Origin of the sequence: Alteromonas gilva (assembly GCF_028595265.1) — a bacterium.
Lineage (GTDB): Bacteria > Pseudomonadota > Gammaproteobacteria > Enterobacterales > Alteromonadaceae > Alteromonas > Alteromonas gilva.
Window position 1 is genome coordinate 367,475 of the sequence record NZ_JAQQXP010000003.1, and the last position, 16,790, is coordinate 384,264.

A 16,790-nucleotide genomic window follows, 5' to 3' on the forward strand; every position below is an offset into this window, starting at 1 on the left:
GGCATAGCACCCATTATCCCTGTTAAAGAAGCTTAGAATAAAATCGCTAAACGGCTAGTTTTTCGACGATTAATTAATGCGGGGAAAATATCGCTCAGACAAACGCGCTGAGTAATGAATTAAGATAGCGTCTGCCATGAGGCGTGACCTGCCAGTGAGTCTCTGATTGCGTTAACAGGCCCTGCGCGATTGCTTTATTAAGTGCCTGCGTCTGTTCACGGGTGAGGCTGGTGCCGGTATAGGCATTGAAATCGACGATGGGGCAGGGCTCTACCAGGCGAAACCGATTCATAAAAAACTCGAATGCCAAATCCTCAGAGGCCACATTGCTGGCTGTATCAAGGTAGGCACGGTCAAGCGTCATATAACCGCGCGGATGTTTTACTTTTACTGTTCGGGAGATAGTGCCATTGTGTGTATTAGTGATCTTACCGTGCGCACCACAACCAATACCGAGGTAATCGCCAAAGCGCCAATAGTTGAGGTTATGCTGGCATTGGAATTGCGCTTTACTGTAGCCGGAAATTTCATACTGCTGGTAACCGGCAGCGGTCAATAACTTATGCCCCTGAGACTGAATTTCCCACAGAATGTCGTCGTCGGGCAGGGTTGGCGGCTTTGAATAAAAAGGCGTATTGGGCTCAATGGTTAATTGATACCAGGATAAATGCGCTGGCTGCTGGCTAATGGCTTCGTTGAGGTCGTTCAGGGCATTGTCGATAGATTGGTCGGGCAGGCCATGCATCAGGTCGATATTAAAACTGGTGACGCCGCTTTGCTTTGCTTGTTCAATAGCAAAATGGGCCTGATGGGGATCGTGGATCCGCCCCAAAGTAGTCAGGTGTTTAGCCTCAAAGCTTTGCACGCCAATCGAAAACCGATTTACCCCTGCCTCCACATAACCTTTAAAGCGCGCCGCTTCGATGGTGCCGGGGTTGGCTTCAAGGGTAATTTCGGCATCCGCTGCAAAAGGCACGCGCTGGCGTGCCTCAGCAAGTAAGTAGGCAATACTGTCGGGGCTGAACAGGCTCGGCGTGCCACCGCCTATAAAAACCGTCTCAACCTTGCGGTCGCCGGTAAGTCTGGCATCCTCGGTTAAGTCTGCCAGCAAATGAGCAATATATTCCCGCTCGGGTAAGCCTTGCTTTAGTGTATGGGAGTTAAAATCACAGTAAGGGCATTTCTGAACACACCACGGAATGTGAATGTACAACCCCAGCGGTGGATTACGCATAGGATTGGGAAAGCTGCTTCAACAGACTCTGCATGGCCTGGCCACGATGACTGACGCTGTTCTTCTGGCTTTTCTCAAGCTCCGCTGCGGTACATTTAAATGCGTCGACATAAAATACCGGATCGTAACCAAAACCGCCTTCACCGTGGCGTTGACGGGTAATGCTGCCCTGCCACCGACCTTCACTAATAAGCGGAATAGGGTCGTCGCCATGGCGCATCATGACCAGTACGCACTGAAAATGGGCCTCGCGAGCTTGCTCGTCATCACCTAAAGCTGCTAACAAGTGGTCAATATTATCACTGTCTGTCGCGTTTGCGCTGGCGTAGCGGGCAGAGTAAATGCCCGGCGCGCCGTTTAACGCGTTCACCACCAGGCCAGAGTCATCGGCAATGGCCGGTAATCCGGTCTCGCGAGCCGCATGACGGGCTTTAATAATGGCGTTTTCAACAAAGGTCGTTCCGGTTTCGGGCACACTGGCTACGTTAAAATCACTTTGTGGCAGCACTTCAATATTAAGCGGTGCAAACAAACTGGCAAACTCTTTTACTTTACCGGCATTACCGGTAGCCAGCACAATCTTATGCGGGAAACTCATGGTCGTTACCTTTTCTTTTTGGCGGTTTTTGCTTTGCCTTTTTTGGCAGACTTTTTACCGGGCTTTTTCTTTTTAGACGTCGCAGCAGGGGCTTTGTGTTGCGGCCGCAAGCCCTCAATAACACGGGCTTTCATCGGCTCACCGGTATAGCGGGCAACTTTGGCTATCATTTCAAAATCATGGGCTTCGACTAAGGAAATGGCCGTGCCTTTAGCGCCTGCCCGACCGGTTCGACCAATGCGGTGAACGTAAATGTCTGCTTTACGCGGCATATCAAAGTTAATAACGTGACTTACGTTAGGTACGTCGATACCGCGGGCGGCGACATCCGTGGCAATCAGAATGGATACCTTGCCGGTTTTAAAGCTGGCCAGCGCTGCAATACGCTTATCCTGCGGCATTTCGCCTTGCAAATAGCATACGTCGATACCGGCGCTTTGCAGTCGCTCTCTGAGCCACTGCAAGCGTTCCCGGGTTTTAACAAACACCACGGCGCTAGTGATTTGCTCCTGTAGTATCCGCTCCAGCAGCGCTAATTTATGCTCGAGATGGTCTGCCAGGTGATACCACTGAAGTATTTTTGCTTTTTCGCGGCGCGGTGGTTCAGCCTCGATGATGGCAGGTTCATTGAGCAGTTCCTTGGCAAAATTACGCACGCCGGCGCCTTCGAGTGTGGCCGAAAACAGCATATTTTGTTTGCGCCAGCGGGCCTCAGAGGCAATTTGATTAACGATGCCGGAAAAGCCCATATCTAGCATGCGATCGGCTTCATCGAGGATCAGGCACTCTATGTCGCGGCAGTCGGCTGATTCCTGGTCGATATGTTCAAACAGCCGGCCAGGTGTAGCAACCAGTATGTCGAGGTTCTGACTCAGGGTGTCTTTATCGGTACCATAATTAATGCCGCCGGTGATCACGCCGCATATCAGATCGGCAAATTGCGTCAGGGCCACGGCTTGTTCATAAACCTGCAGCGCCAGCTCCCGTGTTGGCGTTAAGATTAAAATTCGTGTGGCACCGGGCTGCTGACGCGGAAAGTCGAGTAAAAACTGACACGCCGGTAACAGGAAACCTAAGGTTTTACCGGTGCCTGTTGGGGCCGATGCCAGAATATCTCTCCCTTCCATTGCCGGGGGGATCACCATAGTCTGAATAGTCGTCGGGCGGGTCAGGCCCATTTCGGCCAATGCCTGACACAAGGTCTCATCGAGTTCTAACTGTTCGAATGTCATAAAAAAAGGTCTTTCAAAGGAATGGCGCTATTGTAGCATTAATTCTGTGAAACGCGCGGTTATGTGCTTACCTGGCTGATTTGTTCGAGACGCTGTTGGGTTAATTGTTCTTTTATCCCGGGTCCCTTAAACCCTGCGCTGATTATCTGCTGGACATCCACGGCCTGGGCGGCAGCCAATGCGGCCTTTATAACACTGAGATAACGGCTGGCGTCTTCGGCATAAACTATGGGGAGCAGCGTTAGCAGGCGCTCCAGGCGTTCAGGGCGTCGCCAGGCATCGCAGACATTAAAAAGGTTCAGTAACCACTCGCTGTCGGTGCAGTATTGTGCCACGTCGCCGATAAACTGCGCCGCCAGTTGAGCGTTGTCAGCGGCCTGATTAGGGACCTTTAGTCGGGTTTGCAGGGCCTGAATATCCTGTTGCGGTAATGCAAAGAGTAAGCTTGCCCAACGCGTTTCTAATGATTGCGCTGAGTCAGCGGCGCGTTGCAACATAGCAGCGCGCTCACTGTCCTGGCGCAGCGGACTGAGCTCTGGCATCCAGGCGGACAACGCCCCGCTCTGCTGGAGGATATCGAAATAGATCTGTGGCGATCTTTCCATCAGGCTGCGCCGGGTTTCCTGCCATACCCGTTCAGGACTGAGTGCAAGAATATCCGCCGTGGCACTCATGCGCTGCATTAATGTCATTGTAGCCGGCGCCACGCTGAAACCGAGGTACGCGTACCGGGCGGCAAATCGTGCGACGCGGAATATACGCAGGGGATCTTCGCTGAATGCGTCTGAAACATGCCGTAATACGCGGTCAGCGAGATCAATTGCGCCATTGAAAGGATCGATCAACTCACCATTACTATCCTGCGCCATGGCGTTAATTGTAAGATCCCGACGCTGCAAATCTTCTTCAAGTGTGACATGTGGACTGGCATTGCAGGTAAACCCGCCGTAGCCACTGCCGGTTTTCCGCTCCGTTCGGGCTAATGCATACTCTTCCTGGGTTTTAGGATGTAAAAACACCGGAAAGTCTTTGCCTACCTGGGTATATCCCTGGGCGATTAACTGGTCTGCCGTGGCGCCTACCACCACCCAATCGCGATCGGTTACCGGGCGCTTCAGTAAGCTATCACGCACTGCGCCACCCACCAGATAAACCTGCATAACTTATTACCCACCTGCATTAATTCAACAGTCGGTATTATGCCCGACTAGCGCACTGAAAACACGGGGTTGTTGACTTAAATCAGTAGTCTGATAGTTTACCTGACATATGGAAATACCACTCGGTAAGTCATGTTTTTACAATATTTTGGATTAACGGATCATCCGTTTTCTATCGCGCCCAATCCGGATTACCTGTATATGAGTCCGCGCCATAAAGAAGCGTTGGCGCATTTGACGTTTGGTTTACGGGAAAGTGGCGGTTTCGTTATGCTCACCGGTGAAGTAGGCACCGGCAAAACCACCGTTTCGCGCAAGTTATTGCAGCAATTGCCTGACTCAACGCAAGTGGCAATGATTTTAAACCCTACGTTGTCGGCCATTGAGCTGCTCGCCACAGTATGCGATGAACTAAACCTCGATTACGATCCACAGCAGGCCAGTCTTAAATATTTTACTGACATGATTTTAAAAAAGCTGGCCGCTAATCACAGCGCCGGCAAGAACACGGTACTCATGATTGATGAAGCCCAGCATTTATTGCCTGAGGTGTTGGAGCAACTGCGTCTGCTCACCAATTTAGAAACCAACCGCGAAAAATTGTTGAAGATCGTGCTGATTGGGCAGCCTGAGCTACAACAATTACTCAAGCGCAATGAACTGCGTCAGTTGGCACAGCGCATTACGGCCCGCTACCACCTGTTACCGCTTAATGCCGATGAGGTGAAAGCCTATGTGAACCACCGTTTGAGTGTGGCAAATGGCGATATCAGCGTATTCAGTAAAGCCACTGTTCGGGCTATGTACCGGGTTACAGCGGGTATTCCCCGGGTGATTAATTTACTCTGTGACCGCGCGATGACACTGGCGTTTACTCAGCAACAACCGGTTGTTAAGCGACACTTGTTTATAGCGGCGGCGCAGCAAATTCTGGGTGATGATATTGTAGAACAACGGCTGCGCGGCCCGCGCACTATGATTTACGCCGCTATTTTTTGCTCGGCCTTAATTGGTGGTTACCTGTGGGGGAGCGCATGACCCGCATAATTGCCATTGAGCAGGCTGAACCAGGCATGATGATTGTGCGTGTGACCGCGCAAAATGGCCCGGTAAAAATCAATAAGTCAGGTTTGATTTCAAGCCCGGCAATGATTCAGGGGTTAATTGAAATGGGCGTACAGGAAATTGAGTACGACCCGGATCAAACGGTGGAAATATGTCAGGAAATACCGCTGTCGACCACCGAGCAAACGCCCACCCAGGCACTTTTGCGCGGCCAGTTTGATACCCGCGCGCAAAAAACCGATAGTGCCATTAGCGATCAGTTTAATCGCAGTTTGTTTTTACCGTCGGTTAGTGGCTTGCCGGGCTGGTGGCAGCGCGGCGTGAAACCCGCTGTGCTGGCCATTGTTATGGCCCTTGGCGGGGCAGCAACAGGGTATGCACTAGCGCTGTTGCCAGAGGTCTTATCGCAAGCACTGACTCCGACCGAGTCAACGCGGTATCCAACACCAGCGACCCGGATTAACAGCGCGCCCTCACCTGCAGCCAGCGTTGACAATACGCCTGCGCAGACTAATGAAAAGATAGCGACAGCGCCTCAGCGTCAGCAGCAGGATGTCAGTGAGAGTGAGTTACCGGCCGGCCCTCAGACGTCGCCAAATCGCCAGGACAACCCCGTCAATACCGCCGAAAATGGTGTTTCGCCGTCGGCCCCGGTGGCTGATGAATTAGCTGCAACTACCGGCACACAAATTAACGCCGAGGCTCCCGAAAAAGACGTGGCGGTGTCGCCGGAACTGATGGCACGATTTAACAAAGTGATGTCGGATCTCGAGCAGCAAGAGGAGCGTGGTGAGCCTATCAATAATGACACAGTAGTGAATATTCATGACGATATTCAGCGTGTTGATCAACTGCCTGCACGGTTACTCACCCGTTTGCCTTCGATGGATTTCAGTGCCCACATGTACGCGTCGCGGCCGGCCGATCGCTGGTTACGGGTGAATGGTGAGGATAAGAGTGAAGGAGACTGGATTAGCGATCGCGTACAGATAGTCAATATTGAAGCGCAACGGGTTATCCTGCGTTTTGAGGGTGAAGTGTTTGCGATGGCGGCGCTAACCGACTGGTAATCGTTATGGGTGGCTCAGAGCTGGTCTGAGGTTGTCACCCTCAGGCCATTCAGGCCAGCCCCTGTGCCCATAGCAGGCAGCGCCGCAAGGCGCTGAAGTATACTCACCAGTACGACTGTTACCCTGTCCTCGTACCACTTACAGGCCCTAGTTATCCACCTGATTAATAAAAACTTCTGAGAAAAACTTCGGCAGGTTAATAGAGAACTCATCGGGACCAATGCTCGACTCAATCTCATCGTTACTTTTGGCTAAATCAATGCGTTTGATTTCCTGAAAATTACCGCTGTTAATACTGTAAAAGGTCATTACCTGAGGGTGCAGCAAACTTGCCGGATTCTTGCGACTGATAATGCCCAGTTTACCGCTTTGCAGTTTTACCAAGGAGCCAATAGGGTACACACCTAACACGCCGATAAGTCGGTTTACTAATGACTGATCAAGGCCTTTGTTCTGTGCCAGGGACTTCAGTACTTTACTATTGGGATAGGCTTTGCCAAAGGGAGCTGGCATACCAAGCTGTGAATACTCATCTACAACGGCCGCTATTTGCGCCAGGGGATGAATCTCATCGCCCTTTAAACCGTGCGGATAGCCAGTGCCGTCCAACCGTTCATGGTGCTGACTGATGATAGTGCTGATGACTTGGGGTATGTCACTATTGCCCTGCAACACCGCAAGCGATTCATCAATATGAGTTTGGTAAATCAAGGCATCTGTTGTGCTTAACTGGGCAAACGGAATACACAGCTCGCGGGGGATTTTTGCCATGCCGGTGTCCATAAGCAGTCCGGCGAGACTTGCATGTTCTACCGCTTCTTTGTCGAAGCCGGCGGCCTCGGCCAGAATCGCCATATAAATACTGCAGTTCAATGAATGCTCCAGCAGTAAATCATTGCCGCGCTGAACCATCGACAGACATACCGTTGCGGCCTGGTTTTCCAATACACCGTCAATAATATGTTCGGTCAGGGCTGTCAGCTTATTAACATCGGCGTCTTTTCCACTGCCTAGTTGTTGCAGAAAACGTTGCTGCACCGACTTGGCCTTATTAAACAGCGATTGGGCAGACTCGAGTCCGTCAGAATTTATCGCTTCTTTAGAATCGGCAGATGGCGCGGCTGGCGCACTTTTGGGGACCGGGGGGGCTGGCGTCTCAAGTGGCTCTGGTGCTGCGCCTTTTGAGGTATCAATTTCAACAAAATCGACGCCTTTGGCAATCAGCTTGTCAATGACCAAAGCGGAGCGAACCACGCCTTTTGAACGAACCTTGACCTTATTCTTGTCATCGATAACTCGATTAACATACATACCGGGTTTTAATTCGTCGATAGCAATTCGCTGAAGCATTTCCTCTCCATGATATGAATAAAACCTTTTGTAGCTATATGTAACTAAAGAAGGATTAGCGTTTTAGGACTGATACGCATAACTATAGCCTAAGTTGGCCCGGATGAAATGAATTTTCGATTAGCCGCTCACTTATTGTAAGCGGCTACACCCAGGCGGCGCATTGGCATGTTACAGCCAGGCAGGTTGTTTGGCTTCAAATTCTGCTATGTTGCGGTCTAGTTCCAGTGTCTGACCAATGGCATCGAGGCCTTTTATCAGGTTGTTCTTATGATGCTCTGCAATCTCAAACGGAATGGTTATTGCCCCTACAGATAATGTTTGAGCAGGCAAATCGATGGTAATTTCAGCGTTGGCATCGTTGGTAACAGCATCGAACAACTGATCCATTTGCTTGCTTGGCAAGGCAATAGGCAGCAGCTGATTGTTCATGCAATTGCCATAAAAAATATCGGCAAAACTGGTCGCAATCACTGCCTTGAAACCATAATCAGTTAATGCCCAGGGCGCGTGCTCACGACTGGAGCCGCAACCAAAATTTTCGCGGCATAACAGTATGCTGGCACCGGCATAGTCGGGTTTGTTGAGGACAAACTCAGGGTTAGGCTCTTTTTCTTGTAAGTCTAAGTAGCGCCAATCGTGAAACAGGTGCTTACCAAAGCCAGCGCGGCTGACACTGGTTAAAAACTGTTTAGGAATGATTTGGTCGGTGTCAACATTGGCCTGATCCAGCGGGCATGCAGTGCCGGTAAGAGTTGAGATACCTGTGGTCGTCTGGGTCATAAATTACTCCTGAAAATCTCTGACGTCGGCAAAGCTGCCACGTAACGCGGCGGCGGCGGCCATGGCCGGACTGACCAGGTGAGTTCTTGCCCCGCGGCCCTGACGGCCTTCGAAGTTGCGGTTACTGGTTGAGGCACAGCGATCGCCTGCCGTTAACAGGTCGTCATTCATACCCAGACACATAGAGCATCCGGGCAAGCGCCATTCAAAGCCCGCTTCTTTAAAAATCACATCGAGCTGCTCCGCTTCGGCCTGACGTTTAACGGCGGCAGAACCGGGTACCACCATTGCTGTTACATTGGCGGCCACTTTGCCTTGTTTGGCTATTTTCGCCGCTGCACGCAAGTCTTCAATACGGCTATTCGTGCATGAACCAATAAATACGTGAGACACTTTTACATCAGCCAGTTTATCACCAGCGTTCAGCCCCATATATTGCAATGCCTTGCGGGCAGACTCCTGCTCCACACTATCGGTAAAGTCTTCCGGGCCCGGAATGGGGTCGGTTACACCAATTACCTGACCCGGGTTGGTGCCCCAGGTCACTTGTGGCGCGATATCTTTCGCTTCAAGTTCTACCACGGTATCAAAAGTTGCATCGGCATCGGAGTACAAAGTTTGCCAGTAGGCGAGTGCAGCATCCCAGTCACTGCCCTGTGGGGCAAATTCGCGACCTTTGAGGTAATCGAAAGTGGTTTGGTCGGGGGCGATTAAACCTGCTTTGGCGCCAGCTTCTATGCTCATGTTACAGATAGTCATACGTTCTTCCATCGATAAGGCTTCGATGGCGTCACCACAATATTCGATCACATGGGCGGTTGCCCCAGCGTGGCCAATCTTACCAATGATGGCAAGAATGATGTCTTTTGCCGTGGTACCCACTGCCAGCTTGCCATTGACTTTAATTTGCATAGTTTTAGCGCGGCTTTGCTTGAGTGTTTGCGTGGCCAGCACGTGCTCCACCTGAGACGTACCGATACCAAACGCGAGAGCACCAAAAGCGCCGTGGGTGGCAGTGTGCGAGTCACCGCAGACTACCGTCATGCCGGGTAAAATCAGGCCCAGTTCCGGGCCCATGACGTGGACAATCCCTTGCTTTTGGTGGCCAACAGGGTACAACTTAATACCGTGTGCCTCACAGTTTTCTGCCAGGGTTTGCAACTGCAGCTTATTTTGCGGTCCACAGGCATCGAGTGCCAGGCTACGCGTGGAAATACTGTGATCCATGGTGGCAAACGTGCGATCAGGGCGGCGCACTTTGCGGCCCTTTTCGTTGAGCCCGGAAAATGCCTGGGGGCTGGTCACTTCGTGGATCAAGTGGCGGTCGATGTAGATCAGGCTGTCGTCACCGATTTGATCGATAACGTGGGCCTGCCAGACTTTGTCATATAAGGTTTTAGCCATGAATTATTACTCCTGACCTAAAATTGCATTAACGATAGCGTCACCAACCTGAGCGGTGGTTGCAGCCTGATGGCGCAGCTCCGCCGGTAATAATTCACCGGTAAGGGTGCCCGCTTCAAGGACGTTGACCACGGCCTGATCGATGGCATCGGCTGCGTCGGTCAGATTGAGGCTGAACCGCAGCATCATCGACGCAGATAAAATTTGTGCAATAGGATTAGCAATCCCCTGACCGGCAATATCCGGCGCCGAGCCACCGGCCGGCTCATACATGCCGAAACCGTCTTCGTTTAAACTTGCTGAAGGCAGCAAGCCCATCGAACCGGTGATCATCGCACATTCGTCAGAGATAATATCGCCAAACAGGTTGGAACACAGCATCACGTCAAAATGGGCCGGATCCTTTATCAGCTGCATTGTGGCGTTATCGATGTAGATATGTTCCAGAGTCACCTCAGGATAGTCCTTAGCGACTTCTTCGGTGACTTCGCGCCACAACCTGCTGCACACCAGCACATTGGCCTTATCTACAGAAGTAACGCGCTTAGAACGCTTCATGGCCGCTTCAAATGCACTCACCGCTATACGGCGTATTTCTTTTTTGCTGTAACGCATGGTATCAAAAGCGTACTCAGCTTCGCCTTCGCCTTCCCGGCCTTTGGGTTGACCAAAGTAGATGCCGCTGGTTAATTCACGCACCACCAGTACATCGACACCGCTGGCGGCTATATCGGCACGCAGCGGCGAGAGTGCTTCAAGACCTGCGTAAATTTTAGCCGGGCGTAAGTTGCTGAATAAATCAAAATGGCTGCGCAGGGTTAGCAAAGCCGCTCGCTCCGGACGCTGTTCCAACGGCAGGGTATCCCATTTGGGGCCGCCAATTGAACCGAACAAAATCGCGTCAGCCTGTTCACACCCTTGCAGTGTTTTGGCGGGCAGTGCTTCGCCTTCGGTATCGATGGCATAGCCTCCGACCGGGAAGTCAGTGCGATTAAATGACACCGCGAACTTTTGTTCAATAGCATCTAATACTTTGTTGGCTTCCTGCATGACTTCGGGGCCGATACCGTCTCCGGCGAGTACGGCTATGTTAAACTGGCTCATTTATACTCCTGCTAAGCGTTCTTGTTGGTTCTTTTGCTGATCAATCTGATCGGCCAGATAGGTATTATTCAGTACAAAAATTAAGGCTTTTACGCCGGCTTCAACGATGTCCGTGGCAAGCCCGATACCATGGAAACGGCGGCCTTTATATTCTGTGATAACGCTTACCGATGCCAGGGCATCAGCGCCTTCACCTTTTGAATCGAGTTTAAAGTCGACCACTTCCAAATCCGTATGACCAAGCATGGCCATGATGGCTTTATAGGATGCATCCACCGGTCCGTTACCGGTTTCAGAGCGAGTGGTAAGCATATCACCAATCTTTAATTGCACGGTGGCACTGGGGATAATTTCTTTACCCGATGTCGCATGCAGATACGTTAACTGATAGTGGGCCTGATCGTGTTTTTGCTGGTCGAAAAACAGCAGGGCTTCCAAATCATAGTCGTAAACCTGACCTTTTTTGTCGGCTAACTGCAAAAAGGCAGTATAAATGGCTTCCAGGTCGTAATCACTTTCCTTATAGCCCAGCTCATGCAGACGATGCTTTATTACATGTCGTCCTGAGCGGGAGGTCAGGTTCAGGTTGTTTTTGTTGATGCCAACACTTTCAGGCGTCATGATCTCGTAAGTATTTTGCGCTTTTAAGACACCATCCTGGTGAATACCAGAAGAGTGACTAAAAGCATTGGCCCCGACGATGGCTTTATTCGCCTGTACCGGCATATTACATAGCTGACTCACCAGCTTAGATGTGCGGCTGATTTCGCTACTGTTAATATTGGTATGCAGGCCATACAACGCCTGACGGGTTTGTAAGATCATGGCGATTTCTTCTAACGAGCTGTTGCCGGCCCGTTCGCCGATACCATTGATGGTACATTCTACCTGGCGAGCGCCGTTTTCTATCGCGGCTAAAGAGTTGGCGACAGCCAGACCCAGGTCGTTATGGCAGTGCACCGAAATAGTCGCCTTGTCGATATTCGGTACCCGTTCGAACAGCTGCTTAATAATTCCGCCAAACTCCGTAGGCGTAGTATAACCCACCGTATCGGGAATATTGACCGTCGTGGCGCCTGCGGCAATAACTGACTCGACCATGCGTGCCAGGTAACCAATTTCAGTGCGCCCGGCATCTTCACAGGAAAACTCCACGTCGTCAGTATAGCCGCGGGCTCGTTTTACTGCGGCGACAGCCATTTCCACTACATCATCCTGAGACTTCTTCAGCTTGCTGCTGACATGGATATCGGAGGTGGCAATAAATGTATGAATACGAAACTGATCAGCAACTTTCAGCGCTTCGCCGCAGGCATCAATGTCGGCGGGCAAAGCGCGCGACAAGCCGGCGATGGTGGAGTTTTTGATTTCACGGGCAATCATTTGCACCGATTTGAAATCACCGGGTGAAGAAACCGGAAAACCCGCTTCAATAATATCAACGCCGAGACGTTCGAGAGCCAGTGCGATTTGCAGTTTTTCTTTGGCACTTAAACTGGCTGGCAAAGCTTGTTCGCCGTCACGCAAGGTCGTATCAAATATTTTTACCTGATTCGTCATGGCTGTCTCTCGTTATTGTAGTTAAAAAAAAACCCGTGCTAGGCACGGGTTTTGTGTATTGATTCGCTGGTCGCAATCTACCCGTGCAGTCTTGCTGCCATAAGGAGTAGAAGAGATAGTAAATAGGTACTGTATTGCGTATTAGGCATTATAACTTACCGTGATTTTTTTACAGTTGCGACCTTTGATGGCGGTAAATGTACAGGCTGGGCCTGATAAGGTCAACTATTGTTTAAGATTATTGGTATAAATATTAGTTATAAATTACGGTATCGCGCAAAAAATAGGATAAAACTCCTCATTTTGAACAAATTCGTGCGCTACAAATTCAGCAAGGGTAGGTTTGTGGCCTGATATATTTCTTTTAACCAGTACGTAAATCGTTACCTGTCTGTGCAGCAAGGGTGAGCAGTTGCTAGCGAATAACCGGTTTCTTTGCCTGGGTAAAACGAGACCAGTCAAGCGTACTCACCAGCAGTATTTCGCGTAATGGCAGGGTTCGGGGCATTGTCTTACCTTTGTGATTCCAGCTATGCCCGCAGCAGGCGGCTGTAACAATGGTTTTCGACGGTTTTAACAGGGTGAGTTTAAAATGGTTTGATCTCTGGTAACGCGCCGGGTTTTCAACCGGGGTGCCGCTGAAGTCAAACCATCCCAGTTTGTTCACATGCAGTGTTTGGTTTTCGGGTTGAATGCGGTCAATGGAATCGAGTTCAATATGTTCATTATCAAACTCCTGCACCCGTACGGGTACAACCAGGCCAACTTTGGCATGTTCGCTATACCATTTCAGGGTTGCTGCAGGTTTGTCATTGCGTGCCGGGCTTTTGGCAGCCTGTTTGGCCTGCCAGCTGGCATTGTGCTCATCCAGTGTTAAAGGTACTGAGCCCTGGGCAAGAAACCGCGCGGTGCGCTTTACATGATAACTGAGTCCGGCTATGCGCCGGCGCAGCAGATTTAACTGAGAAGGGCCTTGTTGAGCCAGTAAGCTCAGCTCGCGTTCGTATAACGCGTTACACAGCTCGGCAATGGTGCGTTGTGAGGCATCAGACTCAAGCGCGTTGAAAAAGTCTGATTGATGAGACGCGGGTTCAGTAAACTGCGTCATTGGCGCACACTACAGGCATGCATTATTGATGTGTTGGTAGCACGTCAGGAGCGTAAAAAACAATGGCGGGCACAAGCCCGCCATCATCTGTTACTGACCTTTGATTTCGCTACGGCCGTTGTAGGCAACTTTACCCGCCAGTGCTTCTTCGATGCGCAGCAACTGGTTGTATTTTGCAACACGGTCTGAACGACACAGCGAGCCGGTCTTAATCTGTCCTGCTGCGGTACCCACTGCTAAGTCGGCAATGGTCGCGTCTTCTGTTTCACCTGAACGGTGGGAAATTACCGCGGTAAAACCGGCGTCTTTAGCCATTTTGATCGCTTCCAGCGTCTCGGTAAGTGAACCAATCTGGTTAAACTTAATGAGGATGGAGTTACCGATACCGTTCTCGGTGCCGCGCTTGAGGATTTTGGTGTTAGTAACAAACAGGTCGTCGCCAACCAGCTGCACTTTATCGCCAATTTTCTTGGTCAGGCTGGCCCAGCCATCCCAGTCGCTTTCATCAAGACCGTCTTCAATCGACACGATTGGATATTGCTCTGCCAGCTCGGCCAGGTAATCACCAAAGGCTTCAGAATCGAAGCTCTTGCCTTCGCCAGACAGCACGTATTTGCCGTCTTTGTAGAATTCAGACGCCGCGCAATCAAGTGCCAGAGTGATGTCTTCGTTCATCTTATAACCGGCTTTTTCTACCGCTTCTACGATGACGGCAAGGGCTTCAGCATTAGAGCTTAAGTCCGGCGCAAAACCACCTTCGTCACCAACTGCCGTGTTGAGGCCTTTTGCACCCAGTACTTTTTTCAGGTTATGGAAGATTTCCGCGCCCATACGCAAGGCTTCTTTAAAGCTCTTGGCGCCAACAGGTTGTACCATGAATTCCTGAATATCCACGTTGTTATCTGCATGCTCACCACCGTTGATGATGTTCATCATCGGCACTGGCATAGAGTACTGTCCCGGGGTGCCATTTAAGTCGGCGATGTGTTCGTATAAGGCAACGCCTTTTTCTGTTGCAGCGGCTTTGGCTACCGCTAAAGAAACTGCCAGAATCGCATTGGCGCCGAGGTTTTCTTTGTTTTCAGTGCCATCGAGGTCGATCATCGCTTTATCGATATCGGCCTGGGCAACTGGATCGAGTCCGGTTAATGCTGGCGCGATGGTATCGTTGATAGCGGCAACGGCTTTGAGTACACCTTTACCCAGGTATCGGCCTTTATCGCCGTCGCGCAGTTCAAGGGCTTCACGAGAGCCAGTAGAAGCACCGGATGGCGCACAAGCGCGACCCATTACACCTGAGTCTAAGTATACGTCTGCTTCGACCGTGGGGTTACCACGTGAGTCCAGAATTTCACGTCCAATGATACGCGAGATCTTCGCCATATTTTCTTCCTCAACAAGTAATTGTGGCACTGCGGGAGTAACAGTGCCGGGTTTTAAATTAATGATTTTCTTTTTGATAGGTTTGCGCCGCAGCGACGAAACCGGTAAATAACGGATGGCCATCACGCGGGGTTGACGTAAACTCCGGGTGGAACTGGCCTGCAACAAACCAAGGATGATCCGGTAATTCAATGACTTCAACAAGTCGTTTGTCAGTGGACAAACCACTTACCCTGAGGCCGGCGGCTTCAATTTGATCGCGCAGGTTATTGTTGACTTCGTAACGGTGGCGGTGGCGCTCATAAATTTCTGCGTTACCGTAGGCTTCAAACACCTTACTGCCTTCAATTAAGTGACACAGCTGACTGCCTAAACGCATGGTACCGCCTAAATCTGATGACTCGTCACGCACTTCGGTGCTGCCGTCAGACTCAAGCCATTCAGTGATTAGGCCAACTACCGGGTAAGGCGTATCCGGATCGAATTCGGTGCTGTTTGCGTTTTCCATACCTACAACATTGCGGGCAAATTCGATTAATGCAACCTGCATTCCCAGGCAAATGCCTAAGTAAGGTACGTTGTTTTCGCGGGCATAACGGGCGGCGGCGATTTTACCTTCGATACCGCGCTCACCAAAACCACCGGGTACCAGAATCGCGTCGAGGTCTTCTAACACCTGTTCGCCTTTAGATTCGATATCCTGAGAGTCGATATAGTGAATATTTACTGTCAGGCGATTTTTAAGCCCGGCGTGCTTGAGCGCTTCGTTTACCGATTTATAGGCATCAGGTAGTTCCACGTACTTACCTACCATGCCAATGTTGACTTCACCGACCGGGTTAGATTCGGCGTATAACACCTGTTCCCACTCGGTGAGATCAGCGGCCGGGCAATCCAGTCGGAAGCGATCAACAACCAATTGATCAAGACTCTGTGCTTTGAGCGCGGCGGGAATACGGTAAATACTGTCGACGTCTTTTAATGAGATAACGGCTTTTTCAGCAACATTGGTAAACAGCGCAATTTTAGAGCGCTCTGAGGCGGGCATTGCGCCCACCGAGCGACACACTAAAATATCGGGTTGAATACCAATTGAGCGCAATTCTTTTACACTGTGCTGGGTTGGCTTGGTTTTAAGCTCGCCCGAAGCTGGCATGTAAGGCACCAGGGTGAGGTGCATAAACATCGCATGTTCGCGACCCACTTCAGTACCCAGCTGACGAATTGCTTCGATGAAAGGTTGTGATTCGATGTCACCCACTGTGCCACCGACTTCGACAATCGCCACGTCAAAGCCCTGCGCACCTTCGACCACGCGCCGTTTGATTTCGTTGGTGATATGCGGAATGACCTGGATAGTTGCGCCCAGATAGTCGCCACGGCGTTCGCGGCGCAATACCTCTTCATAAACCCGTCCGGTGGTAAAGTTATTGCGCTTGGTCATACGGGTGCGAATAAACCGCTCGTAATGACCCAGGTCGAGATCGGTTTCTGCACCATCATCAGTTACAAAAACCTCACCATGCTGAATAGGGCTCATGGTGCCCGGATCGACGTTGATATACGGATCCAGTTTGAGCATGGTCACAGTGAGACCGCGAGCTTCAAGGATGGCGGCAAGCGATGCAGCCGCTATGCCTTTACCAAGCGATGAAACCACACCACCGGTGACGAAAATATAGTTTGTCATGCGAAACCTAAGACGTTGGGTTGTTTATATGGGTAATAGGTTGTTTTTT

Annotated in this window: 14 protein-coding genes; 2 read left to right on the forward strand and 12 right to left on the reverse strand. The window is 50.7% G+C overall.

Annotated features, from left to right (window positions below; all coding sequences use genetic code 11):
- Nucleotides 1-94: 94 nt before the first annotated feature.
- The 4 genes from hemW to OIK42_RS17970 are packed head-to-tail and all read right to left on the reverse strand — an operon-like array spanning nucleotide 95 to nucleotide 4,224.
- On the reverse strand, nucleotides 95-1,234 hold the full coding sequence (gene hemW, locus OIK42_RS17955; protein WP_273642486.1) for a radical SAM family heme chaperone HemW: 1,140 nt from the start codon (nucleotides 1,232-1,234) through the stop codon (nucleotides 95-97).
- A complete protein-coding gene (rdgB, locus tag OIK42_RS17960) occupies nucleotides 1,227-1,832 on the reverse strand; it encodes an RdgB/HAM1 family non-canonical purine NTP pyrophosphatase (protein WP_273642487.1) in 606 nt (201 codons plus the stop codon). Before rdgB ends, hemW begins: the two co-directional genes overlap by 8 nt.
- Nucleotides 1,833-1,837: 5 nt before the next feature.
- The gene (gene srmB / locus OIK42_RS17965; protein ID WP_273642489.1) at nucleotides 1,838-3,064 is read right to left on the reverse strand and encodes an ATP-dependent RNA helicase SrmB; all 1,227 of its coding nucleotides are present in this window, start codon (nucleotides 3,062-3,064) and stop codon (nucleotides 1,838-1,840) included.
- A 59-nt stretch (nucleotides 3,065-3,123) separates the two neighbouring features.
- Nucleotides 3,124-4,224, reverse strand: a complete 1,101-nt coding sequence (locus OIK42_RS17970; RefSeq protein ID WP_273642490.1) for a tRNA nucleotidyltransferase/poly(A) polymerase-related protein — start codon at nucleotides 4,222-4,224, stop codon at nucleotides 3,124-3,126.
- 132 nt (nucleotides 4,225-4,356) lie between these two features.
- Here OIK42_RS17970 and OIK42_RS17975 point away from each other — a divergent pair, with 132 nt between their 5' ends.
- Both OIK42_RS17975 and OIK42_RS17980 read left to right on the forward strand, forming a co-directional pair.
- Entirely contained in the window at nucleotides 4,357-5,262 is a 906-nt protein-coding gene (locus OIK42_RS17975) for an ExeA family protein (RefSeq protein ID WP_273642491.1), read from the forward strand.
- The gene (locus tag OIK42_RS17980) at nucleotides 5,259-6,359 is read left to right on the forward strand and encodes a general secretion pathway protein GspB (RefSeq protein ID WP_273642492.1); all 1,101 of its coding nucleotides are present in this window, start codon (nucleotides 5,259-5,261) and stop codon (nucleotides 6,357-6,359) included. Before OIK42_RS17975 ends, OIK42_RS17980 begins: the two co-directional genes overlap by 4 nt.
- A gap of 147 nt (nucleotides 6,360-6,506) precedes the next feature.
- On the opposite strand, the gene OIK42_RS17985 is transcribed toward OIK42_RS17980, so the two are convergent.
- From OIK42_RS17985 to pyrG, 8 genes are all read right to left on the reverse strand, one after another.
- Complete coding sequence (locus OIK42_RS17985) at nucleotides 6,507-7,709, reverse strand: cyclic di-GMP phosphodiesterase (protein WP_273642493.1); 1,203 nt, start codon at nucleotides 7,707-7,709, stop codon at nucleotides 6,507-6,509.
- Between the two features lie 171 nt (nucleotides 7,710-7,880).
- On the reverse strand, nucleotides 7,881-8,492 hold the full coding sequence (gene leuD / locus OIK42_RS17990; protein WP_273642494.1) for a 3-isopropylmalate dehydratase small subunit: 612 nt from the start codon (nucleotides 8,490-8,492) through the stop codon (nucleotides 7,881-7,883).
- Between the two features lie 3 nt (nucleotides 8,493-8,495).
- Nucleotides 8,496-9,896, reverse strand: a complete 1,401-nt coding sequence (leuC, locus tag OIK42_RS17995) for a 3-isopropylmalate dehydratase large subunit (protein WP_273642495.1) — start codon at nucleotides 9,894-9,896, stop codon at nucleotides 8,496-8,498.
- Nucleotides 9,897-9,902: 6 nt separating this feature from the next.
- Nucleotides 9,903-11,000 carry a 3-isopropylmalate dehydrogenase gene (leuB, locus tag OIK42_RS18000; RefSeq protein ID WP_273642496.1) on the reverse strand — a complete coding sequence of 366 codons (1,098 nt, stop codon included), beginning with the start codon at nucleotides 10,998-11,000 and terminating at the stop codon, nucleotides 9,903-9,905.
- Nucleotides 11,001-12,560: a 2-isopropylmalate synthase gene (gene leuA, locus OIK42_RS18005; RefSeq protein WP_273642497.1), complete on the reverse strand. Its 1,560-nt coding sequence runs from the start codon at nucleotides 12,558-12,560 to the stop codon at nucleotides 11,001-11,003.
- Nucleotides 12,561-12,975: 415 nt separating this feature from the next.
- Nucleotides 12,976-13,668, reverse strand: coding sequence for a hypothetical protein (locus OIK42_RS18010; protein WP_273642498.1), 693 nt, complete (start codon nucleotides 13,666-13,668; stop codon nucleotides 12,976-12,978).
- 90 nt (nucleotides 13,669-13,758) lie between these two features.
- Nucleotides 13,759-15,051 carry a phosphopyruvate hydratase gene (gene eno, locus OIK42_RS18015; protein ID WP_273642500.1) on the reverse strand — a complete coding sequence of 431 codons (1,293 nt, stop codon included), beginning with the start codon at nucleotides 15,049-15,051 and terminating at the stop codon, nucleotides 13,759-13,761.
- 58 nt (nucleotides 15,052-15,109) lie between these two features.
- A complete protein-coding gene (pyrG, locus tag OIK42_RS18020) occupies nucleotides 15,110-16,741 on the reverse strand; it encodes a CTP synthase (RefSeq protein WP_273642502.1) in 1,632 nt (543 codons plus the stop codon).
- Nucleotides 16,742-16,790: the final 49 nt, after the last annotated feature.

Bases quoted from the DNA above. Each gene is read 5' to 3' on its own strand.
- eno (WP_273642500.1), bottom strand. From the start codon at position 15,051: ATGGCGAAGATCTCGCGTATCATTGGACGTGAAATTCTGGACTCACGT.
- leuD (WP_273642494.1), bottom strand. From the start codon at position 8,492: ATGACCCAGACGACCACAGGTATCTCAACTCTTACCGGCACTGCATGC.
- OIK42_RS17985 (WP_273642493.1), bottom strand. From the start codon at position 7,709: ATGCTTCAGCGAATTGCTATCGACGAATTAAAACCCGGTATGTATGTT.
- OIK42_RS18010 (WP_273642498.1), bottom strand. From the start codon at position 13,668: ATGACGCAGTTTACTGAACCCGCGTCTCATCAATCAGACTTTTTCAAC.
- rdgB (WP_273642487.1), bottom strand. From the start codon at position 1,832: ATGAGTTTCCCGCATAAGATTGTGCTGGCTACCGGTAATGCCGGTAAA.
- leuC (WP_273642495.1), bottom strand. From the start codon at position 9,896: ATGGCTAAAACCTTATATGACAAAGTCTGGCAGGCCCACGTTATCGAT.
- leuB (WP_273642496.1), bottom strand. From the start codon at position 11,000: ATGAGCCAGTTTAACATAGCCGTACTCGCCGGAGACGGTATCGGCCCC.
- leuA (WP_273642497.1), bottom strand. From the start codon at position 12,560: ATGACGAATCAGGTAAAAATATTTGATACGACCTTGCGTGACGGCGAA.
- OIK42_RS17970 (WP_273642490.1), bottom strand. From the start codon at position 4,224: ATGCAGGTTTATCTGGTGGGTGGCGCAGTGCGTGATAGCTTACTGAAG.
- srmB (WP_273642489.1), bottom strand. From the start codon at position 3,064: ATGACATTCGAACAGTTAGAACTCGATGAGACCTTGTGTCAGGCATTG.
- hemW (WP_273642486.1), bottom strand. From the start codon at position 1,234: ATGCGTAATCCACCGCTGGGGTTGTACATTCACATTCCGTGGTGTGTT.
- OIK42_RS17980 (WP_273642492.1), top strand. From the start codon at position 5,259: ATGACCCGCATAATTGCCATTGAGCAGGCTGAACCAGGCATGATGATT.
- OIK42_RS17975 (WP_273642491.1), top strand. From the start codon at position 4,357: ATGTTTTTACAATATTTTGGATTAACGGATCATCCGTTTTCTATCGCG.
- pyrG (WP_273642502.1), bottom strand. From the start codon at position 16,741: ATGACAAACTATATTTTCGTCACCGGTGGTGTGGTTTCATCGCTTGGT.